The organism is Kitasatospora sp. NPDC004531 (genome assembly GCF_053602195.1).
On sequence record NZ_JBSGDD010000003.1, the window covers coordinates 104,669 to 124,005 of the forward strand.

18 protein-coding genes are annotated in these 19,337 nt (G+C 74.4%); 8 read left to right on the forward strand and 10 right to left on the reverse strand.

Annotated features, from left to right (window positions below; translation table 11 throughout):
- Nucleotides 1-12: 12 nt before the first annotated feature.
- Nucleotides 13-336 carry a hypothetical protein gene (locus tag ACWEMJ_RS02690; RefSeq protein WP_452135104.1) on the reverse strand — a complete coding sequence of 108 codons (324 nt, stop codon included), beginning with the start codon at nucleotides 334-336 and terminating at the stop codon, nucleotides 13-15.
- Nucleotides 337-504: 168 nt separating this feature from the next.
- Between ACWEMJ_RS02690 and ACWEMJ_RS02695 the strand changes: the two genes are divergently transcribed.
- Nucleotides 505-3,039, forward strand: a complete 2,535-nt coding sequence (locus ACWEMJ_RS02695; protein ID WP_452135173.1) for a DEAD/DEAH box helicase — start codon at nucleotides 505-507, stop codon at nucleotides 3,037-3,039.
- A gap of 107 nt (nucleotides 3,040-3,146) precedes the next feature.
- Here the strand turns inward: ACWEMJ_RS02695 and ACWEMJ_RS02700 are convergent, their stop codons facing one another.
- The 7 genes from ACWEMJ_RS02700 to ACWEMJ_RS02730 all read right to left on the reverse strand — a co-directional run bounded on the left by ACWEMJ_RS02700 (nucleotide 3,147) and on the right by ACWEMJ_RS02730 (nucleotide 10,818).
- A complete protein-coding gene (locus ACWEMJ_RS02700; protein WP_452135105.1) occupies nucleotides 3,147-3,851 on the reverse strand; it encodes a DUF981 family protein in 705 nt (234 codons plus the stop codon).
- 119 nt (nucleotides 3,852-3,970) lie between these two features.
- Complete coding sequence (locus ACWEMJ_RS02705) at nucleotides 3,971-4,321, reverse strand: CU044_2847 family protein (RefSeq protein ID WP_452135106.1); 351 nt, start codon at nucleotides 4,319-4,321, stop codon at nucleotides 3,971-3,973.
- Complete coding sequence (locus ACWEMJ_RS02710; protein WP_452135107.1) at nucleotides 4,314-7,829, reverse strand: nSTAND1 domain-containing NTPase; 3,516 nt, start codon at nucleotides 7,827-7,829, stop codon at nucleotides 4,314-4,316. Before ACWEMJ_RS02710 ends, ACWEMJ_RS02705 begins: the two co-directional genes overlap by 8 nt.
- Before the next feature lie 65 nt (nucleotides 7,830-7,894).
- The gene (locus ACWEMJ_RS02715) at nucleotides 7,895-8,542 is read right to left on the reverse strand and encodes a hypothetical protein (protein ID WP_452135108.1); all 648 of its coding nucleotides are present in this window, start codon (nucleotides 8,540-8,542) and stop codon (nucleotides 7,895-7,897) included.
- 84 nt (nucleotides 8,543-8,626) lie between these two features.
- Nucleotides 8,627-9,172, reverse strand: a complete 546-nt coding sequence (locus ACWEMJ_RS02720; protein ID WP_452135109.1) for a chloramphenicol phosphotransferase CPT family protein — start codon at nucleotides 9,170-9,172, stop codon at nucleotides 8,627-8,629.
- A gap of 37 nt (nucleotides 9,173-9,209) precedes the next feature.
- Nucleotides 9,210-10,082, reverse strand: coding sequence for an MBL fold metallo-hydrolase (locus ACWEMJ_RS02725; RefSeq protein WP_452135110.1), 873 nt, complete (start codon nucleotides 10,080-10,082; stop codon nucleotides 9,210-9,212).
- A gap of 199 nt (nucleotides 10,083-10,281) precedes the next feature.
- Nucleotides 10,282-10,818, reverse strand: coding sequence for a TetR-like C-terminal domain-containing protein (locus ACWEMJ_RS02730; protein WP_452135174.1), 537 nt, complete (start codon nucleotides 10,816-10,818; stop codon nucleotides 10,282-10,284).
- A 236-nt stretch (nucleotides 10,819-11,054) separates the two neighbouring features.
- Between ACWEMJ_RS02730 and ACWEMJ_RS02735 the strand changes: the two genes are divergently transcribed.
- Complete coding sequence (locus ACWEMJ_RS02735) at nucleotides 11,055-12,065, forward strand: zinc-binding dehydrogenase (RefSeq protein ID WP_452135111.1); 1,011 nt, start codon at nucleotides 11,055-11,057, stop codon at nucleotides 12,063-12,065.
- Between the two features lie 64 nt (nucleotides 12,066-12,129).
- On the opposite strand, the gene ACWEMJ_RS02740 is transcribed toward ACWEMJ_RS02735, so the two are convergent.
- Complete coding sequence (locus ACWEMJ_RS02740) at nucleotides 12,130-12,978, reverse strand: patatin-like phospholipase family protein (RefSeq protein WP_452135112.1); 849 nt, start codon at nucleotides 12,976-12,978, stop codon at nucleotides 12,130-12,132.
- An 84-nt stretch (nucleotides 12,979-13,062) separates the two neighbouring features.
- On the opposite strand from ACWEMJ_RS02740, the gene ACWEMJ_RS02745 reads away from it, so the two are divergent.
- The 3 genes from ACWEMJ_RS02745 (at nucleotide 13,063) to ACWEMJ_RS02755 (ending at nucleotide 15,541) form a co-directional block, all read left to right on the forward strand.
- Nucleotides 13,063-13,623 (forward strand): TetR/AcrR family transcriptional regulator, encoded by a 561-nt coding sequence (locus ACWEMJ_RS02745; protein WP_452135113.1) that lies wholly within the window; start codon nucleotides 13,063-13,065, stop codon nucleotides 13,621-13,623.
- Nucleotides 13,624-13,838: 215 nt separating this feature from the next.
- On the forward strand, nucleotides 13,839-14,747 hold the full coding sequence (locus ACWEMJ_RS02750) for an aminoglycoside phosphotransferase family protein (RefSeq protein ID WP_452135114.1): 909 nt from the start codon (nucleotides 13,839-13,841) through the stop codon (nucleotides 14,745-14,747).
- A 65-nt stretch (nucleotides 14,748-14,812) separates the two neighbouring features.
- Nucleotides 14,813-15,541, forward strand: a complete 729-nt coding sequence (locus tag ACWEMJ_RS02755; protein ID WP_452135115.1) for a class I SAM-dependent methyltransferase — start codon at nucleotides 14,813-14,815, stop codon at nucleotides 15,539-15,541.
- Here ACWEMJ_RS02755 and ACWEMJ_RS02760 read toward each other — a convergent pair.
- Nucleotides 15,520-16,422 carry a class I SAM-dependent methyltransferase gene (locus ACWEMJ_RS02760; protein ID WP_452135116.1) on the reverse strand — a complete coding sequence of 301 codons (903 nt, stop codon included), beginning with the start codon at nucleotides 16,420-16,422 and terminating at the stop codon, nucleotides 15,520-15,522. The two genes, ACWEMJ_RS02755 and ACWEMJ_RS02760, sit on opposite strands and share 22 nt — an antisense overlap.
- A 126-nt stretch (nucleotides 16,423-16,548) precedes the next feature.
- Here ACWEMJ_RS02760 and ACWEMJ_RS02765 point away from each other — a divergent pair, with 126 nt between their 5' ends.
- From ACWEMJ_RS02765 to ACWEMJ_RS02775, 3 genes are all read left to right on the forward strand, one after another.
- The gene (locus tag ACWEMJ_RS02765; protein WP_452135117.1) at nucleotides 16,549-17,304 is read left to right on the forward strand and encodes a maleylpyruvate isomerase N-terminal domain-containing protein; all 756 of its coding nucleotides are present in this window, start codon (nucleotides 16,549-16,551) and stop codon (nucleotides 17,302-17,304) included.
- A gap of 52 nt (nucleotides 17,305-17,356) precedes the next feature.
- Entirely contained in the window at nucleotides 17,357-17,854 is a 498-nt protein-coding gene (locus tag ACWEMJ_RS02770) for a hypothetical protein (protein ID WP_452135118.1), read from the forward strand.
- Nucleotides 17,855-17,959: 105 nt separating this feature from the next.
- The gene (locus tag ACWEMJ_RS02775) at nucleotides 17,960-19,084 is read left to right on the forward strand and encodes a methyltransferase domain-containing protein (RefSeq protein ID WP_452135119.1); all 1,125 of its coding nucleotides are present in this window, start codon (nucleotides 17,960-17,962) and stop codon (nucleotides 19,082-19,084) included.
- Nucleotides 19,085-19,337 lie beyond the last annotated feature (253 nt).

The window sequence follows — 19,337 nt, forward strand, 5'->3', positions numbered from 1 at the left end:
GCCGGGGGCGGGTCAGTGCTCGTCGGAGCAGGTGACGGTGAGGCGGATGGAGGCCGGCGGCGGCGGGGAGCCCTGGTAGGGGGCGATCCACGCGCCGACGCCGGTGTCGCCGACGGCGGTGGTGCGCACGCGCTGCCCGGCGCCGAGCGGGGTGCCGTCGCCGTTGGTCACGTGCACGTCGGTGGGGCTGATGCCGTCGGGGCAGATGGCGATCACGCCGCTCGGGGAGCCGGTCGCCGTGACGATCTCGCTGAACGCGGCGGCCGGGCCCGCCGCCGTGGCGACCAGGGCGGCGGCCGCCAGTCCGAGGCCGAGGCCGGCCGTTCGTCTGCGCATGGGTGTCCTTCCGTGGAATCGCCCCCGACGGTCCGGGGGCGGGCGCTTCCGATCGTTCCGCGATCGCTCCCGTGACGCACGGCGAGCGGGCGGACACGGACGGAAACCACTGGGACGGCCCGGCGGCGGCGCGGGCGGACCGTGCGGGGGCGAGCTTTGCCCATGGTCATGCCGGGCGGGCAAGATAGCGGGGTGACCCTCCTGGACCTGATGCCGAAACCCGCCACGCCCGACTCGCTGTTCGAGACCTTCGCCGAGTGGGCGTCGGAGCGCGGCATCACTCTCTACCCCGCCCAGGAGGAGGCGCTGATCGAGCTGGTCTCCGGGAACAACGTGATCCTGGCGACGCCGACCGGCTCCGGCAAGTCCCTGGTCGCGGCGGGCGCGCACTTCGCCGCACTGGCCGAGGGCAAGCGGACGTTCTACACGGCGCCGATCAAGGCGCTGGTGTCGGAGAAGTTCTTCGACCTGTGCAAGATCTTCGGCACCGAGCAGGTCGGCATGATGACCGGCGACGCCTCGGTGAACCCGACCGCGCCGATCATCTGCTGCACCGCCGAGGTGCTGGCGCAGATCGCGCTGCACGACGGCCCGCGCGCCGACATCGGCCAGGTCGTGATGGACGAGTTCCACTTCTACGCGGAGCCGGACCGCGGCTGGGCCTGGCAGATCCCGCTGCTCGAACTCCCGCAGGCGCAGTTCCTGCTGATGTCGGCGACGCTCGGCGACGTCCGCCGCTTCGAGGAGGACCTGACCCGCCGCACCGGCCGCCCGACCACCGTGGTCCGTTCGGCGACCCGCCCGGTCCCGCTGTTCTACGAGTACCGCCGCACCACCATGCACGACACGCTGGAGGAGCTGCTGAACACCGGTCAGGCGCCGGTGTACGTCGTCCACTTCACGCAGAAGGAGGCGGTGGAGCGGGCGCAGTCGCTGATGAGCATCAACATGTGCTCGAAGCAGGAGAAGGACGCGATCGCCGAACTGATCGGAAACTTCCGTTTCACCACCAAGTTCGGCCGCAATCTGTCCCGTTACGTCCGGCACGGGATCGGCGTGCATCACGCCGGCATGCTGCCGAAGTACCGCCGCCTGGTGGAGCGCCTCGCTCAGGCCGGCCTGCTGAAGGTGATCTGCGGCACCGACACCCTCGGCGTCGGCGTCAACGTGCCGATCCGCACGGTGCTGTTCACGGCGCTGTCCAAGTACGACGGCCAGCGGGTGCGGATCCTGCGGGCGCGCGAGTTCCACCAGATCGCCGGGCGCGCGGGCCGGGCCGGGTTCGACACCGTCGGCCAGGTGGTCGCGCAGGCGCCGGAGCACGTGGTGGAGAACGACCGGGCGCTGGCGAAGGCCGGCGACGACCCGAAGAAGCGCAAGAAGGTCGTCCGCAAGAAGGCCCCGGACGGCTTCGTCTCCTGGACGGAGGAGACCTTCGAGCGGCTGATCGGCGCCGACCCGGAGCCGCTGGTGTCCCGCTTCAAGGTCAGCCACGCGATGCTGCTGTCGGTCATCGGCCGCCCGGGCAACGCGTTCGAGGCGATGCGCAAGCTGCTCACCGACAACCACGAGGACCGCCCGGCGCAGCGCCGCCACATCCGCACCGCGATCGCCATCTACCGTTCGCTGCTGGAGGGCGGCGTGGTGGAGCAGCTGGAGGAGCCGGACTCCGAGGGCCGCACGGTGCGCCTGACGCTCGACCTCCAGGAGAACTTCGCGCTGAACCAGCCGCTGTCCACCTTCGCGCTGGCCGCGTTCGACCTGCTGGACCCGGAGTCGCCGTCCTACGCGCTGGACGTGGTCTCGGTCGTCGAGGCGACGCTGGACGACCCGCGGCAGATCCTCGCCTCGCAGGAGAACAAGGCGCGCGGCGAGGCCGTGGCGGAGATGAAGCGCGACGGCATCGAGTACGAGGAGCGGATGAACCGGCTCCAGGAGATCACGTACCCGAAGCCGCTGGAGGAGCAGCTCGGCCACGCCTACGACGTGTACCGGCGGGCGCACCCGTGGATCGGCGACCACCCGTTGCAGCCGAAGTCGGTGGTCCGCGACCTGTACGAGCGGGCCATGACGTTCACCGACTACGTGGGCTTCTACGAGCTGGCGCGGACCGAGGGCATCGTGCTGCGCTACCTGGCGGGCGCGTTCAAGGCGCTGGAGCAGACCGTCCCGGACGACATCAAGACCGATGATCTGAAGGACGTCATCGCCTGGCTGGGCGAGCTGGTCCGGCAGGTCGACTCCTCGCTGCTGGACGAGTGGGAGGCGCTGGCCAACCCGACCGAGCCGGAGGCCGGCGAGGTCCGCCTGGACGACAAGCCCGCGCCGGTCACCGCGAACTCGCGCGCCTTCCGGGTGCTGGTCCGCAACGAGCTGTTCCGCCGGGTGGAGCTGTGCGCGCTGGAGCACTACGACGCGCTGGCGGAGCTGGACGGCGAGGACGGCTGGGACGCGGACCGCTGGGCGGACGCGATGGACGGGTACTGGGAGGAGTACGACGACCTGTTCACCGGCCCGAACGCGCGCGGCCCGAAGATGCTGCTGATCGAGGAGGTCGAGGACGAGGGCCTGTGGCGGGTCCGGCAGATCTTCGACGACCCGAACGGCGACCACGACTGGGGCATCTCCGCCGAGGTCGACCTGTACGGCTCGGACGAGGAGGGCCGCGCGGTCGTCAAGATCACGGCGGTGGGCGCGCACTGACCCGCCGGCGGCCGTGGGCGCGCACTGACCCGCCGGCGGCCGCGTCCTGGCACGCCGACGGCCGGAGCCCTCCTCGCGGGGTGGCTCCGGCCGGCCGTGACGGGGGCTCACATGGTGTTGACGATGAGCCCGATGTGGGTGAAGTAGTTCAGCCCGCCGAAGAGCAGGAACGCGAGCCCGGACAGGCCCCAGACCACCCCGATGGTCGGGCTGAGCCAGGTCCGCGGGCTGCGCAGGGCGAACGGGAACAGCAGCGCCCCGATGCCGACCAGCACGTACAGGCCGGACATGAAGCTGGCCTCCAGCCAGGGGTAGTCGGCGAACTCCCCGGAGATCGGCTCCTCGGGCGGGGCGGCGAACAGCGTGTACTTCCAGCCCGCGGCGGCGATGCCGAAGCAGGCCAGGCCCATGCCGAAGACGAACACCGAGATCGGCAGCGCGACCCGGCCGGTCCGTTCGATGCCGTCCTCGGCCGCGAACTCGGCGGCGCGCTTCCAGAGGTAGAAGGAGGCGGCGAGCAGGAACACCCCGAAGGCCAGTGCGGGCTCGCCGAAGATGATGTTGTCGAACGGGAAGCCCTGGCCGGCCAGCGGCCAGGTCAGCGTCATGTGCAGGCCGGTGACGACGAGCGTGAACCCGAGCGCGCCGAACGCCAGCGCCCAGCCGTCCGGCGCGGGGATGCGCCCTCGGGTGAGCAGCTGGCGCCCGAGTGCCACTACCAGGAGCAGGCCCGCGCCGGCGGCGACCGACATGATCGTGTTGTAGGTGGGCATCTTGGCCCAGTCGATCTTCAGACCGTCTGCCAAGAGCATTTGTGTGTACGGCGTCATGGATCAGACATGGGTCTCCCCCCACGCCCGGCAAACCGCCCCCGCCACGCGTTCACCGCCCTGCCCTACACGGTTGCCCGCCTCGGGCGAGTGCCCCGGACTCAGTGGGGGTCGGCGGGGCGTTCCCAGGTCAGCTTGACGGTGAAGTTGCCCTCGGCGGCGGTCTTGGCGATCACTGCCCCGGCCTCGGCGTTGATCTTGACGCCGAGTTCCACCTCAACGCTGCTGGGCGGGCTGGGCAGCGTGGTGAGGCGCTCCAGCAGCGCGGCGGCCGCGCCGCGGACCTGGTCGAAGCTCTCGGTGAGGGTGCGGGTCGCGGTCGCCGCGATCTCCCCGGGCCGGGCCGCCCGGACGATGCCCGCGGCGGCGGTGTCCACCTCCAGCACCACGTGCCCGCCCGCGTCCTCCGGGCCGCCGAGGGGGACTCGGACCAGCTGTGTTCCGTCAGCCATGCTTCTCCTTCTTCCAGGTGCACACCGGTCCCCGATGGGCGCCGGGCGGCAGTTTCTCGGCCACGTCGGCCGGCAGCGTCTCGTCGCCCAGCGCCCGGCAGAGCGCGGCCATCCGCTGCCCGGCGTCGGCCGCGTCGGCGCGCTGCCCGGGCTTCGGCAGACGGCTCAGCGGGTCGCGGCCGGCCACCAGGGCGAGCACGCCGTGACCGGTCATCAGGGCGACGGGCTCGGCTTCGGCGCCGAGCAGGTCCAGCGTCCAGAGGCTGACGAGCGACCGGATCGGGCCGTCGTCGGGCGCACCGCCGGGGAACGGCAGGTCGAACGAGTAGGGCACGGCGTGCGAGCCGCCGGAGGCGATGGCGACACCGGAGATCGCCTTGGCCTGGGCGCTGGTGGTCTCGTCGAGGACGCGTCCGCTCGGCAGTTCGCGAACCGTCAGGCGGTGGTCGGCCTGCGGGCCCTCGATGCGGGTCTCGGCGACCACGGCCCGGTCGCCCGCCGGGCTGACGCCGATCGCCAGGCCGCCGCTGCCGTTCTCCTCCCGGCGCAGGAGCTCCTGCCCGGTGGGCGTGTCGCCGCGCAGGTCCCAGAGCATGAGCGAGTGGACGACCACCCCGCCCGGGCCCAAGGTGTCCCCCAGGCTGAGCAGGGTGTCGCCGTTCCCGCCGAGCCAGAGCCGGCCGTCCAGCTCCGCGGGGGCCGGCATCACCTTCCTGATCCGTCCGGTGGCGGTGTCCCACAGCACCAGCCGGCCCGATCCGCCGTACAGGCCGGTGCGGGCCAGCAGCAGCGCGCCGTCGGCGGTGAAGGCGAACTGGGCGTACTGGGTCGGCAGGGTCACGGCGCCCAGGCCGAGCGAGTCGAAGTCGGGCGGCTCCCACCCCGGCAGCAGTTCGAGCTCCTTCGGGTCCCAGCTCAGCGCGTCGCCCTCGCGCGGCCGTTCGAGTTCCCGCACGGTGCCGGTCCGTACGTCGTACAGCTCCGCCGGCAGCCCCCGCGGGTCCGGCGGGTCCGAGCCCACGGTCGGGAGCAGCGGGAGCGGGCTCCGCGCCATGGCCAGGGCCGAACCGTCCGCGCTGACCCCGATCACGGCGGCCTGGTGGCCGGTGGGCTGCCGGTGCACGCCGTCGGCGTCGAGGCGGAGCACCATCACCGCGCCGTCCGCCGTCCGACCGACGATCGTCCGACCGGACGCGTCGGCCAGCGTCGACACGGCCGGGCCGGCGATCGGGCCGGAGAGCATTGTCTCGGTGCTCGGCTGATTGGGCGCCAGCAGGTCGGCGAAGCCGTACTTTGCGTACATCTCACCGAGCCGTGCCCGGGTCTGCGCGGTGTCGCGGGTGCGGTGGGCGCGCATCGCCAGCAGCAGTGCGACGTACTCGCCGCCGCTGGCGTCGTACCTGTTCTCGGCGTCCCGGGACTGCTGCACCAGCACCTGTGACGCGGTGGTCGCCGCGCTGTCCCGGATGCCGTCCTGCCAGGCCCGGACGCCGAGGACGGCGAGCAGGCCGAGGACGGCCGTCAGGGAGACCGCCGCGGTCCACCTGCGGCGGCTGCCGCGCGTGCTCGCCTTGACGAACTCCCTTTCGGCGGGCCGGAGTTCGCTGTCGCGGCGGGCCTGCCAGGCGCGTGCGTCGCGCAGGTCCGCGCCGCTCAGCAGGCGACGGGCGGGGCGGCCGTCGGCCTGCCAGCGGGCGATGCGGCGGCGCAGGTCCTCCTGCCAGGTGCGGAACTCGCGGTCGGCCTCGAACCAGTCGTGCAGCCGGCCCCAGTGGGTGAGCAGCACCTCGTGGGCGAGTTCGACGGTCTCCTCGGGCGGCCCGTCGACCGGGAGGTGGTCGGCGCCGGGGACGATCAGCCGGGTGGTGAGCAGGCGCTGGGCGATCCGCCACTGGCTGTCGTTCAGGTCGGAGCGGGCGGCGGTGCGCCGGGTGGGGGCGGTGCCGTCGCCGCCGGGCTGCACCAGTTGGACGAGCAGGGCGCGGGCGGCGTGCTGCTCGTCCTCGGTGAGGCTGCCGGTCCACAGCTGTTCGGCGTGCCGGGCCAGGGCCTCGCCGACGCCGCCGAGTTCCTCGTAGGCGGCGTGGCCGATCACGCCGTGCTGCTGGCGGTCCCAGAGTTCGGCGAGGGTGAAGGCGAGCAGCGGCAGGCGGCCGGGTTCGCTGCCGAGGTCGCCGAGGATGCGGTCGACCAGCCCGGCCTCGTACCGGGCGCCGGTGCCGGTGAGCGGGCGTTCGACGGCGGTGCGCAGTTCGCTGTCGGTCATCGCGCCGACGGTGACCAGGCGGTCGCCGCCGAACAGCGGGGCCAGGCCGGGGTGGGTGAGGGCGCCGGTGAGGAAGTCGCTGCGCAGGACGGTGACCACGCGCAGTCGCGAGCCGGGGCGCAGCGCGGTGGCGAGGGCGGCGGCGAAGGGGTCGAGGTCGGCGGCGCCGAGGGCCTCCTCGAACTGGTCGAGCATCAGCAGCAGCCGGTCCTTGCGCTGCCGGGCGAGCAGCCGGTCGGTCAGTTCGGGGAGCCTGCCCTCCCTCAACCGTTCGGTGAGGGCGGGGAGTTCGGCGAGCCGGGCGGTCTCGGTGAGGGCGGGTTCGAGGGCGGGCAGCAGGGCGGTGGCGAGTGCCTCGACGGGGCCGCGGCCGTGCTGGCCGGGGCGGAGCGTGATCACGTGGAGGCCGTCCTGCGCGCGCAGCCGGGGCAGTACTCCGGCGTGCAGCAGCGAGGACTTTCCGCAGCCGGACGGCCCGACCACGCCGAGGACGGGAGCCCAGGCCAGCTGTTCGGCGATCCGCCCGGCGAGCTGTTCGCGGCCGTGGAAGCGGTCGGCGTGGCGTTCCTCGAACGGTTCCAGCGCCCGGAACGGGCTCACCGGCCGTGCGGCCGCGCCCAGTTCGGGTCGGCCGGCGCGCAGCGTCTCGGTGGGGATCAGGTACGCGCTCCGGCCGCCGCCCGCGCCGTCGGCGGCGACCACCATGCCGACCACGCCGCCCTCGGCGACGTCCCACACCGGCGCGCCGGAGAAGCCGGGCTGCACCCGGTGCTGCCCGGCCGGGTCGGTGTCGTACTGGTACCAGCCGGCCGCCGTCCGGCCGCGCAGCCAGCCGACGCTCCACACGCCGTCGTCGTGGCCGGCGGGGAACCCGAAGGTCCGCACCCGCCGGTCGGTGGCCGCGCCCTGCTCGACCACGCGGGCCGAGGCGGCCCGGGCGGGCGCGGCCTCCGTCAGCCGCAGCACCGCGATGTCACCCGAGCCGTCCGGCTCGATCGGCGTCCAGCCCGTCACCTCGGCGGTCATCCGCCGACCGGGCGCGGCCAGCGGGAAGTCCACCTCCAGCCGCCCGTCCGGCGGACCGGGGGCGTCCGCCGCGACCCCGAGGACCCGGGCCACCACGTGCGCGCAGGTGACGACCTCGCGCCGCCCGACCAGAAACCCGGCCCCCTCCGGCCGGCCGTCCGAACCGAGCACCCTCACCACGGAGGTGTCGCTCGGCGCGGCAGTGCCCGGTTCCATCCCAGCCCCACCCCCGTGGCAAGAGACTCTAATGGAGCGTCAAATTCCTTGCCATATCCATCTGTTCAGTCCGCCAACGCCTGCTCACTGTAGTGCTCGACGTAGGACAGCAGTTGGGGGTCGTCCAACGGCTCGCCGCGGTAGCCGGCCAGCGCGATCCGGCCCTCGATCCAGTAGCGGTAGGCGAATTCCTCGAACGAGGGCGCGCACCAGCCGATCGGCCCTCCCACGCCCTCCTCCGGCTCGTCCTCCCATTCGCCTTCGAGGTCCTTCCAGGAGTGCACGACGAAGCTCTCGCCACCCGGCCGCAGGTACAGGTACCACATCACGCAGTCCTGCTGGTCGTTGAGGAACCGCACCAGGTACGCGCCGGGCTCGACGGGGCTCGGGACGGGCATCGAGAAGTTCTGCCAGCAGGCGGTCGGCGACACCGCGTCGAGCGACAGGGCGAGGCGCTCGTCGCGGTGGTAGGCCAGGAAGTCGGCGGGCAGCGCGAGTCCGAGCCGCCGCACCGCCGCGTCGAGGATCTCCACTTCGTCCGCCAGGGCCGACGACCGGCCGCTCGGGCCGCCCAGCCAGTCGAAGGAACCGGTGAAGCGGGCGGAGTCGAGCGGCGGCACGCTGTCGTACGGGTACCACTCGTAGGTGGCGGCGCAGTCCCGGTACTCGCCGAGATCGGTGTTGCACCACTCGGCCGGGAAACGGACGGTCATCGCGAACCTCGCTGAACAGTGGGCGCCTGGGACCACTGCACGCTAGCGGGGGCCGCCGACAGGCCCGTTCGGGGCGGCGGGGGTTCAGGTGCCGGGGCGGGCCAGGCGGTCGACGATGGCGCGGGCGCAGTCGGCGGGTGGGGTGCGGGTGGTGTCGACCTGCAGGTCGTAGTGGACGCCGTGGTGGACCCGGATGGCCTGGTCGGCTGCCATGCCGGGGGTGCGGTCGGGGCGGGCGCGTTCGCGGGCGGTGGCCTCGGCGGGCTCGCAGCGCACCCCGACCCAGAGCACATCGAGGTTCAACAGGGCTTTGACCCACCGGAGTTGAGAGTTCCGGCCGGAGAGGAAGACGTCGTCGACGATGACCGGCGCGCCCGCCGCCGCGGTGGCGGCGACCCCGGCCATCCAGGCGCCCTCCAGCCGGCGGAAGGTACCACCGACCGCGACCGTCCCGTCACCGCCGAGGTCGATCCCGGCGTCGCCCTGGAGCAGCGCCAGCGGCATCGCGTCGATCAGCCCGTCGATGCCGAAGATCAGCCAGGGCTCCGGCAGTTGGGCCTGGAGCGAGCGCGCGAGACTGGTCTTCCCGCTGCTGGAACCGCCGTTGAGCACGATCACCCGAATGGTCATCGGGCCACCCTAACCGGCTCCGCCGATCCGGCGTCGGTCACCATTGGTGAGCGGCGAAGTCCACTGGCCCGGGCACCAGTTGGGCGGCGTGGTCGACCACCGCGCGCAGTTGCTCCGCCATCTGCGCGGACGGCAGCCGCATCCGGTCGCCGTGCCCCGGGAGCACCCACTCGAAGCGCAGCCGGGGCGCGACCCGGGCCAGCGAGGCGGCCTGCTCCTCGATGGAGTACCAGGTGACGTGCTCGGCGACCGCCAGCGCCCCGACGGTGCGCGACCAGTAGAGGCTGTCACCGCTGAAGCAGTACCGCCCGTCGGCGAGGAACAGCACGCTGCCGCGGGTGTGCCCCGGCACCGGGTGGGCGACCACGCCCTCGGCGATCTCCGTCGGCCCGGTGCCGCGCAGCACCCGGTCGGCGTCCGGCGCGGCCGCCAGGTCGCCCTCGTGGATCCACAGTCGGGCGCCGAAGCGGTCGGCCCAGCGGCGGCCGTGCACGGCGTGGTCCTGGTGGGTGAGCAGCACGTCGGTGATCCGTCCGACCTGCTCGTAGCGGTCGGCCAGCGACTCCGCCCAGCGCGGCGTGTCGATCATCATCACGGTGCCGTCCGGTCGGCGCAGCAGGTAGGAGTTGGCGGCGGCGGTCCGGCGCGAGTTGTGCCCGCAGAGCAGCACGTTCTCGTCGATCGCGAGCGGGAACGGGTCGGCCGCCGGGTCCAGCGGTCCCGAACGCCGGCGGATCGAGCGGGTGTGGCAGGCGAACGCGGCGGCGTTCACCTGCGCCAGTTCGGCGGCGTCCTGCGGCTGCCGCACCATCTCCGAGCCCCGGCCGACCTGTCGGATCAGGCCCGGTGCGAGCTGCCGTGCCACGTCGCAGCCGGTGCAGCGGTCGTCCACGTACCATTCCTCGCCCATGGCAACGCCCTTCGGGAGTAGGTGATGTGACGCTTCGTCAGCGATGCGCTGCTCCAAGAGTCACCCGGCGGGCGGGGAAAGTGGAAGGGCCGCAGATCTTGTGCTTCCGCGCCGTGGGCGCTCCGGCAGGCAACGGGCCGGTGGGGGAGGGCGGCGCGGGCAGCGAACAGGGGGCGCGCGGACGGGCTCAGCGGCGGGCTCAGCGGCGGGTGAGGCCGTCGAGGACCAGGTCGACCAGGGAGTCGAGGAAGGCCGGGGTGACGGGTTCGCCGAGCAGCAGGTGGCGGGCGAACAGCGGGCTCATCAGCGCCTCGACGGCCGCATGGGCGTCGGCGTCGGGGCGGATCTCGCCGCGTTCGGCGGCCCGGTGGAGCAGGAGTTCGGCGCGCTGGAGCCGTTCGGCCCAGTAGGCGTCGCGGCCGCTGCGGGTCTCGGCGGTGGCCGGGGCGATGCTCAGGTGGAGCAGGGCGGGGCCTTCGGGGGTGTCGAGGAACGCGGCCAGGGCGGTGAGGAGTTGGCGCAGGTCCTCGCGCAGGCTGCCGGTGTCGGGCAGCGGCATCGCGTGGTCGGTGTAGTCGGCGAGCGCCTCGCGCAGGAGTTGCTCGCGCGTCCCCCAGTTGCGGTAGACGGAGGTCTCGTGCACGCCGGCCCGCGCGGCGACGGCCGAGACGCTGGCGGCTTCGAGCCCGCCCTCGGCGAGCAGGTGGACCGTCGCGTCGATCACGGCCCGCCGCATGGCCGCGCCGCGTCGGCGCAGGGGCGTCGGCGCGGCCGTCCCCGCGTTCCCGGCGCCGGTGTTCTGCTCGTTCGACACACCCGAATTCGACACACCCGAAGCCTAACGCAGGCCTCCTTGCATTGCGTCGAACGGCGTCGTAGCCTCAGCAATGCAAGTCGCCTTGCGATATCTCGGCAGGGCGGCTGCGGCAACGAGGCCGCCGACAGTTCGCCGCCGGCCGGAGAGGATCGACCATGGCCCGGATGCGTGCCGTCCGCCTGCACCTGCCCACCCGCAAGCTGAGCGTCGAGGAGGTGGAGCGTCCCGTCCCCGGCCCCGGCCAGGTGCTGATCAAGGTGGAGGCGGCCGGCGTCTGCCTGTCCGACGTCCACCTGATCGACGGCTCGCTCACCCCGCTCTACCTCCAGGGCGAGAGCGTCACCCTCGGCCACGAAGTCTCCGGCACGGTCGCCGAGTTGGGCGAGGACGCGGGCGCCTGGAAGGTCGGCGACCGGGTCGTCCTGCAGGCCGGCGAGAAGCGCGACGGCATCACCTGGACGCGCGGCGTGGACTACGACGGCGGCTGGGCCGAGTACGCGCTCGCCCGCAAGGACACCCTGATCCGGCTGCCCGAGTCCATCCCCTTCGAGCAGGGCTCGATCATCCCGGACGCGGTCTCCACCCCCTGGGGCGCCATCACCCTCACCGCCCAGGTCCGCCCGGCCGAGCCGGTCGGCGTCTGGGGCGTGGGCGGGCTCGGCGCGCACGGCGTCCAGCTGCTGCGCACCATCGGCGCCAACCCCGTCATCGCCGTGGACCCCTCCCCCGCCGCCCGCGAACGCGCCCTCGCCTTCGGCGCGGACCTCGCCCTCGACTCGGCCGACCCCGAGCTCGCCGCCAAGATCGGCGCCGCGACCGGCGGTGCGGGCCTGGCCGTCGCGTTCGACTTCGCCGGCGTCCCCGCCGTCCGCGAGCAGGCGCTGACCGTCCTCGGCGCGCACGGCCGCCTGGTGCTCGTCGGGCTCACCGACCAGCCGCTGACGGTGACCAACAGCGTCCGCTTCTCCTACCTCCAGCAGCAGATCCTCGGCCACTACGGCTCCGGCGAGAACGCCGTCCCCGAGCTGATCTCGCTCGCCGCCGGCGGCCGCCTGGACTTCTCCCGCTCCGTCAGCGACGTCCTCCCGCTGGAGCAGGCCGCCGAGGCCGTCGAACGCCTGCACACCAAGCAGGGCAACCCGATCCGCCTGATCCTCAAGCCCTGACACCCCCCCTCGTGCCGCAGCCCCGCCCGGCGGGACTGCGGCACGAGCGGCTTCGGGCGGGCGGTCAGGCCGTGCCGCGCCCCGCCGTCCAGACCTCGCGGAGCCGGTCGGCCGCCTCGGCGCCCTGGCGCAGGCCCGCCCGGTACGCCGGGGCCCAGACCGTCCGGTCGTTCAGGTCCGGGCCGAAGACGTGCAGGGCGGCCGGGTCGGGCTCGACGGTCACGGCGGTGCGGGCGGCCGCGACGGCCAGTTCCCGTGCGAGCAGCTCACGCGGGAACAGGTGCGCCTGCGGGTCGACCACCACCAGCACGCGGGCCCCGACGGCGAGGGCCGCGTGGGTGGCGGAGTGCAGCGAACCGTCCAGGTAGCGGCGGCCACCGAGGGTGATCGGCGGATAGATGCCCGGGAAGGCCGTGCTCGCCGCGACGGCGGCGGCCAGCGGCGCGCCGCCCGTACGGTCGAAGACCTTCCGCCCGCCGGTCCCGGCGTCCGTCACGGGGACGAGCAGCTGCCGTCGCCGCGGCCACTGCGCCGGGCCGACCATGGCGCGCATCCGGGCCAGGTGCGGCTCCTCGGGGCCGGTCCGGGCGGCGAGCGCGATCCGGCCCACCTCGCGCCGCGCCGCGTCCGGGTCGGCGGCGGCCCCGCGCAGGACGGCGAACGCCTCGCCCAGGCTGCGCCCGTCCACCTGCGGCGGCGTGCCGCCCGGGCGGACCGGCTCGGCGAGCCGCTCCGGGTTCTGGCCGGTGGCCAGCAGTGCGGCGGTGATCGCTCCGGCCGAGGTGCCGACGAACAGGTCGGCCTCGCCCAGGTCGACGCCGGCGCCGCGCAGCCCGGCGGCGAGTCCGGCCGTCCAGGCCGTGCCGACGAGTCCGCCGGCGCCCAGGACCACCGCCCGGTCGAGTGCGTGCATGACGACTGCCCTTCCCATTGTTGAAACAGTCGTACCATATACCGACGCTGCCTCAGTTCCGTGCCGTCGGAAGGACGTTCCGCCATGGGCCGACCCCCGGACCCCGCCCGCCGCGAGGCCACGCTCGCGCGGGCGACCGACTACGTGCTCGCGCACGGCCTGGCCGGCCTGAGCCTGCGGCCGCTCGCGGCCGCGCTCGACACCAGTCCCCGGATGCTGCTCTACGACTTCGGCAGCAAGCAGGAGCTGGTGGCCGCCGTCCTCGCCGAGGCCCGCCGCCGCGGCGCCCGCCGGCTGACCGAGGACCTTCCGCCGACGGCCGCCGCCCCGCAGGAGCACCTGCGGGCCATCTGGGCCTGGCTGAGCGCGCCGGAGCGGCTCCCGTTCGTCCGGCTGTTCTTCGAGGTCCACGCCGACGGACTCGCCCACCCGGAGAACTACCCGGACCGGGCCGAGGCGATCACCGGCTGGTTCGACACCCTCGGCGCCGCCCTCCGCGACCTGACCACCGGCCCCGAGGACACCGTCACCCCCACCCTGGTGATGGCCGTCCTCCGGGGTCTGCTGTTCGACCTCACCACCACCGGCGACCACCGGCGCACCGATCGCGCGCTCGACCGCTTCTGCGAGCTGCTCGGCCGCTGAACGGCGGCCCGGCCGGGCGTTCGCTTCCGGGCGCCCGCCGGGGCGTCGGCGGTGTCGCCGGCCCCCACGGGGGAGCGTCCGGGGGCACCGGCGGCGGGTGCCCCGAAACGGATCCGACGACGCCGGACGCGTGAGCGGAGGCGTGCTGCGGTGCGGCGGTCCGGGCGGGGAAACTCGTTCGCACAACCGGGCCTGGTTGCCGAATGCTTGGGGTCATGACACTGCATGACGACGAGGTCCCGACCGACGAGGCGCTGGTGCGGCAGCTGTTGGCGCAGCAGCGGCCGGAGTGGGCCGGGCTGCCGGTGCGGGCGGCCGGGGGCGGGACCGACAACCGGATGTTCCGGGTCGGGGACGAGCTGCTGGTGCGGCTGCCGCGCACGCCGGGGACGGCCGGGGCGGTGCGCAAGGAGCAGGCCTGGCTGCCCCGGCTGGCACGGGAGTTGACGTGCGCGGTGCCGGAGCCGGTGCACCAGGGGGTGCCGGGGTGCGGGTTCCCGCTGCCGTGGTCGGTGTACCGGTGGATCGAGGGCGCGGAGCCCGGGCCGGAGTCGGTGTCCGACTGGGCCGCGTTCGGGGCGGAGCTGGCGGCGGCGGTCCGCGGCCTGCACGCGGCCCCGCTGCCGCCCGAGGACGAGCGGGACGGCCTCCACTGGTACCGGGGCGGGGAGTTGGCCGCCTGCGCCGAGTCGATCGAGAAGTCCTTCGCCGAGGCCCGCGCCCTGCCCGGGCTCGATCTGGACCTCGACCGCCTGCACGCGATCTGGCGCGGGGCGCTCGCCCTGCCCGCCCCCGCCGGGCCGCCGGTGTGGCTGCACGGCGACCTCAAGCCGTCCAACCTGCTGGTCCGGGACGGCCGGCTGCACGCGATGATCGACTTCGGCGGCCTGTCGATCGGCTTCCCGGACGCCGAGCACGCGCCCCTGTGGGACTTCCCGGCCGCCGCCCGCCACGCCTACCGGGCCGCCCTGGGCGTCAACGAGCAGTCCTGGCAACGGGCTTGCGGCTGGGCGGTGGCCGTGGCGATCAGCGGCGTGCCCTACTACTGGCACAGCAACCCGCCGTTCGTCGCCGAGTGCCTCGCCCGCCTGCGCGCCGTCCTGGCCGACCCGGCCGGGCTCTGACCGGCCGAGCCCCGCCTCCCCTTCAACACCCTTGCCGTCGAGCGGAGTTGGGTAGGCTCACGAACATGTCCACCGCCGCGCTGTCCTTCGGTTCCGCCGCCCGCCTCTACGACTCCATTCGGCCCAGCTACCCGCCGCGGGCGGTGAGTTGGGCCGTCGGCGCCGAGCCGCTGCGGGTGCTGGACCTGGGGGCGGGCACCGGTCTGCTGGCCGGCGGGCTGCGTGCGGCGGGGCACGAGGCGGTCGCGGTCGAGCCGGACCGGCAGATGCGTGCCGTCGCCGCCGAACGGCTCCCGGGGGTGCGGGTGCTGGCCGGCAGCGCCGAGGACATTCCGCTGCCGGACGGGTCGGTCGACGCCGTCGTGGTCGGGCAGGCCTACCACTGGTTCACGCCGCAGGACGCGCTGCCGCAGATCCACCGGGTGCTGCGCGGGGGCGGCGTGTTCGCGGCGCTGTGGAACATCCGCGACGACCGGACGCCGTGGGTGGCCGCGCTGTCCGGCATCGTCGGCCCGGAGGGGTACGGCCTGGAGAGCGCCTGGCCGTACGGTCCGGTGGCGCCGTGGTTCACCGAGCCCGAGCGCGGATCGACGGCGCACACCGTGACCGTCCCGACGGGTCGGCTGGTCGACCTGGTGCGTTCGCGCTCCCGCTTCCTGACCGCCGACGCGGCCGAACAGGTCCGCCTGGAACGGGAGATCGCCGAGCTGGTCGCCACCGATCCGGCGCTGGCCGGCCGCGACAGCGTCGACCTGCCCTACCGGACCTGCGTCTACCGGATGCGACGGGTCTGAACTCCCGCCCCGGGTTCGGGCACCACCGCGTGGGTCAGCACCGAGAGGTCGAACGGCCGCAGCGCGTCGGTGCGTTGCTCCCACGTCTCGGTGGCGAGGACGTCGTGCTGGCGCAGGTGGCGCAGCGGGCGCAGGCCGTGGGCGGTCAGCAGGGCGTCCATCTCGTCCACGGCGAGGAACGTCCGCCACGGTTCGCCGTTCTCGGCGGCCGCGGCCCGGACGTGTTCGGCGTAGGCCTGCCCGGCGGGGTCGCGGTGTCCGGCGGGCAGCAGGTGTTCGGCGACCAGCTCGGTGCCGGGTGCCAACCCGCCTACCGTGGAAAGGACTTGGGCGATCGCCTCGGCGCTCAGGTACATGGTGACGCCCAGCCAGCTCACCACGGCGGGCCGGCCCGGGTCGAACCCGGCGGCGGCCAGGGCGGCGGCCGGCGAGCCCTGTTCGAGGTCGAGCGGGACGAAGGCGACGGTGGGCGGGACGGCGATGCCGGCGGCGGCCAGCCGCCCGCGCTTCCAGTGCTGGGTGTGCGGGTGGTCCACCTCGAACACCCGTATCCGGTGGGCGAGTTCGCTGCGGTAGGCGAAGGAGTCCAGGCCGGCGCCGAGCAGCACGTACTGGTCGGTGCCGCGCTGCGAGACGGCGTCGGCGAGGAGGTCCTCGGCGAGGCGGCTGCGGGTGACGGCGGTGGTGCGGGCCCCGGCCAGGACGGGGTGGGCGCCGAACGCGCGGTGGTAGCCGAGGAGTTGCTCGGCCTGTTCGCCGAGCAGGGCGGCCGCGAGGGTGTCGGCGTGGATCGGCGGCTGCTGGTCGACGAGCAGGTGGGCCGCTCGGGCGGCGGCCGACATCAGGGCGGTACGGCTGGGCGACTGGACGTTCTCGTTCATAGCCGAGACCGTAATATGAATTTCTGCCAGCATATCATATCCACAAATCTTTCGACATCCTTATTCGGTGCGCTTTTCGCAACAATTCCCGCACCGGGCCGCCATCTCCCGTGATAGGCAGGGGGAATGGCATTCACTCCCGCCTTTCCGGCTCTGCTGAACCAGATCGACGAGCACTCCGCACTGCTCCGCCAGACCGTTGCCACCGCGCCCGACCCGGAGGCCGTCGTCCCCAGCTGCCCCGACTGGCGGCTCCCCGACCTGCTCGCGCACCTCGCCGTCGTCCAGCGCTTCTGGACCGCCGTCATCGCCGCCGGCCCGGGCTTCGTGCCCAGCCGGCTCAAGCCGGAGACCGGCCTCTCCCCCGAGCGGGCGCTCGCCCGCTCCGCCGAGGCCACGTCCGAACTCCTCGCGGCACTTCGCGAAGCCGGACCGCAGCGGCCCTGCTGGACGTGGTGGCGCGGCGCCGACGCCCCGCAGGACGCGGGGGCCGCCGCCCGGCACCAGGTGCAGGAGGCCGCCGTCCACGCGTACGACGCCCAACTCGCCGTCGGCGCACCGCAGTCGGTCGCGGAAGCGGTGGCCATCGACGGCATCGACGAGTTCCTCGCCCTCTCCTGGGGCACCGCCGGCCGCTGGACGCACGGCCCGGCCCGGGTCCGCCTGCGCACCGAGGAGGGCCCCGGCTGGCTGGTCGAGCTCACCGCCGGCGGCGCCAAGCCGATCGCCCCGGACGAGGACCCCGTCACCCTCGAACTCGCCGCACCCGCCAGCGAGTTGCTCCTCATCCTGCACCGCCGCCGCCCGCCCGCGGCGGTCCGCACCACCGGCGACGACCCGTCCCTGCTCCCCCACCTCCTCGCCTGGCCCCGCCTGGGCTGACCGGACCGCCCGCGTGCTTCACTCGGTGCACCCGCCGAGTGAAGGGGCCCTCATGAACCGGACCGCCGTTCGCACCGCCGCCGTCGCGTTCCTCGCCGCGAGCCTGGCGGCGTGCGGCGCCGTTCACGGGGGCTCCCCGATCTCGCCGCCGCCCGTCACGGACACCGAGGGGCGGATCATGTCGGTGACCGGCGACGGATTCGCACTCTGCGGCATCTCCCGTACTGCGGACGACCGTTACCGGGTGGAGGTCTGCGGCGACCAGGAGAAGGCGCGGGCGGCGATCGAGCAGCGGTTCCCGGGCGTGGCGGAGGTCCACCCGTACCGGCCGGGCGAGGGCGGCGCGCACACGCCGCAGCAACTCGCCGCCCAGTACTGGGTGAACCGCACCGCCGACGAGGGCTTCACCGTCACCTCGACCCGGATCACCGCCGACGGCACGATCGCGGTCGGCGTCGACGGCGACCTCGACCGGGCCCGGGCCGTGCTGGAGCAGCGGTTCCCGCACTGGACGGCCGTCCACGCGGAGACCGCGTCCCCGGCGCTCTGACCGGCCGGCCGGCCGCCCCGAGCGCCCCCGTGCGCCCTTTCGCCGCCTCGCGGTGGGGCGGAAGGATGGGAGCCCGTCGGAGACGAGGCAGCGGGGGCGACAGCGGTGACCACCAGTCCGTCCAGCGCCGAGGGGTGGCGGCTGCGGCTCGACGCGGCGATGGCGGACGGCGGGCGGTGGCCGGAGCGTTCGCCGTGGATCCGTCCTGCGGTCGCCGCGCATCCGCGCGACCTGTTCGCACCCGACCGGCTGTGGGACTGGGACGGCCGCGCCTGGCAGCCGGTCGGACGGATCGCCGATCCCGGCCGGTGGTTCGGGTTGCTGTACGACGACCCGGGCCGGCCGGCGGTGACCAGGGTCGCCGACGGCCTGCCGTCCTCCAGCCTGCCAGCGCCCGCCGTGGTGGTCGACATGCTCGACTCGCTGCTGCTGGAGCCCGGGCACCGGGTGCTGGAGCTCGGCACCGGCGCGGCCTGGAACGCGGCGCTGCTCGCCCACCGCGCCGGCCCCGGCCGGGTCGTCTCGGTGGAGGTGGACGCGGACCTCGCGACGACCGGCTCGGCCCGGCTGCGGGCGGCGGGCCTGGACGCCCGGGTGCGGGTCGGCGACGGGGGTGCGGGCCGGCCCGCCGACGCGCCGTTCGACCGGGTGATCGCCACCCACGCCGTCGAGCGCGTCCCGTGGACGTGGGTCGAACAGACCGCGCCGGGCGGCCGCCTGGTACTGCCGTGGGGCGGCCTCGGCCACGTCGCCCTCACCGTCGCCGACGACCGCGCCTCCGCGAGCGGCCGGTTCCGGGGCCCGGCCCGGTTCATGGCCGACCGGACCACCGCCGACGGCGCCCCGCCCCGGGGCTTCGCCGAGATCCGCCGTGCCGCCCCGCCGGGGCCTGAGCGGCGCACCTCGCAGGATCCGGCCGAACTGCGGGACTGCGACCTGCTGTTCCACCTGCGGCTGGCGCTGCCCGAGGTCCGCGTGGAGACCGCCGCCGACGCGGACGGCGTGTCGGCCCGGCTCCACGACGGCACCTCGTCCTGGGCGGCCCTGTCCGCCACCCCCGACGGCGTGTTCGTCCACCAGGGCGGCCCGCGCCGCCTCGCCGAGGAGGTCGCCGCTGCGCGGGACGAGTGGACCGTGCTCGGCCGGCCCGAGGTGTACGACTACGGCCTGACCGTCACCCCGCACGAGCAGTGGGTGTGGCTCGGCGACCCGACCTCCGCCCGCCGCTGACCGGCCCCGCACGGGGTCGGCCGGCCCGAGATCGCTGCCGAACACGGCGACCGCCGCCGGCACGCCCGCGAAGATCCACGCCTCGGCGGCCCGACGCCAGTCACACGCGGCGGGGCGCTGCCGGGCGTCCCGGCCACCGGCCCACCCCCGCCGACGGCTTCCACGAGGATCGTCCGCAGCGCGGAACCCCGTCCTGGCAGCGGCCGAGCACCGTGTTCCGAACGCTCCGCACGAGCAGCGATCTCCGCTCGCC

Excerpts from the sequence above, each read along its gene's own strand:
- ACWEMJ_RS02690 (WP_452135104.1), bottom strand. The coding sequence starts at position 336 with ATGCGCAGACGAACGGCCGGCCTCGGCCTCGGACTGGCGGCCGCCGCC.
- ACWEMJ_RS02695 (WP_452135173.1), top strand. The coding sequence starts at position 505 with ATGCCGGGCGGGCAAGATAGCGGGGTGACCCTCCTGGACCTGATGCCG.
- ACWEMJ_RS02700 (WP_452135105.1), bottom strand. The coding sequence starts at position 3,851 with ATGCTCTTGGCAGACGGTCTGAAGATCGACTGGGCCAAGATGCCCACC.
- ACWEMJ_RS02705 (WP_452135106.1), bottom strand. The coding sequence starts at position 4,321 with ATGGCTGACGGAACACAGCTGGTCCGAGTCCCCCTCGGCGGCCCGGAG.
- ACWEMJ_RS02710 (WP_452135107.1), bottom strand. The coding sequence starts at position 7,829 with ATGGAACCGGGCACTGCCGCGCCGAGCGACACCTCCGTGGTGAGGGTG.
- ACWEMJ_RS02715 (WP_452135108.1), bottom strand. The coding sequence starts at position 8,542 with ATGACCGTCCGTTTCCCGGCCGAGTGGTGCAACACCGATCTCGGCGAG.
- ACWEMJ_RS02720 (WP_452135109.1), bottom strand. The coding sequence starts at position 9,172 with ATGACCATTCGGGTGATCGTGCTCAACGGCGGTTCCAGCAGCGGGAAG.
- ACWEMJ_RS02725 (WP_452135110.1), bottom strand. The coding sequence starts at position 10,082 with ATGGGCGAGGAATGGTACGTGGACGACCGCTGCACCGGCTGCGACGTG.
- ACWEMJ_RS02730 (WP_452135174.1), bottom strand. The coding sequence starts at position 10,818 with ATGCGGCGGGCCGTGATCGACGCGACGGTCCACCTGCTCGCCGAGGGC.
- ACWEMJ_RS02735 (WP_452135111.1), top strand. The coding sequence starts at position 11,055 with ATGGCCCGGATGCGTGCCGTCCGCCTGCACCTGCCCACCCGCAAGCTG.
- ACWEMJ_RS02740 (WP_452135112.1), bottom strand. The coding sequence starts at position 12,978 with ATGCACGCACTCGACCGGGCGGTGGTCCTGGGCGCCGGCGGACTCGTC.
- ACWEMJ_RS02745 (WP_452135113.1), top strand. The coding sequence starts at position 13,063 with ATGGGCCGACCCCCGGACCCCGCCCGCCGCGAGGCCACGCTCGCGCGG.
- ACWEMJ_RS02750 (WP_452135114.1), top strand. The coding sequence starts at position 13,839 with ATGACACTGCATGACGACGAGGTCCCGACCGACGAGGCGCTGGTGCGG.
- ACWEMJ_RS02755 (WP_452135115.1), top strand. The coding sequence starts at position 14,813 with ATGTCCACCGCCGCGCTGTCCTTCGGTTCCGCCGCCCGCCTCTACGAC.
- ACWEMJ_RS02760 (WP_452135116.1), bottom strand. The coding sequence starts at position 16,422 with ATGAACGAGAACGTCCAGTCGCCCAGCCGTACCGCCCTGATGTCGGCC.
- ACWEMJ_RS02765 (WP_452135117.1), top strand. The coding sequence starts at position 16,549 with ATGGCATTCACTCCCGCCTTTCCGGCTCTGCTGAACCAGATCGACGAG.
- ACWEMJ_RS02770 (WP_452135118.1), top strand. The coding sequence starts at position 17,357 with ATGAACCGGACCGCCGTTCGCACCGCCGCCGTCGCGTTCCTCGCCGCG.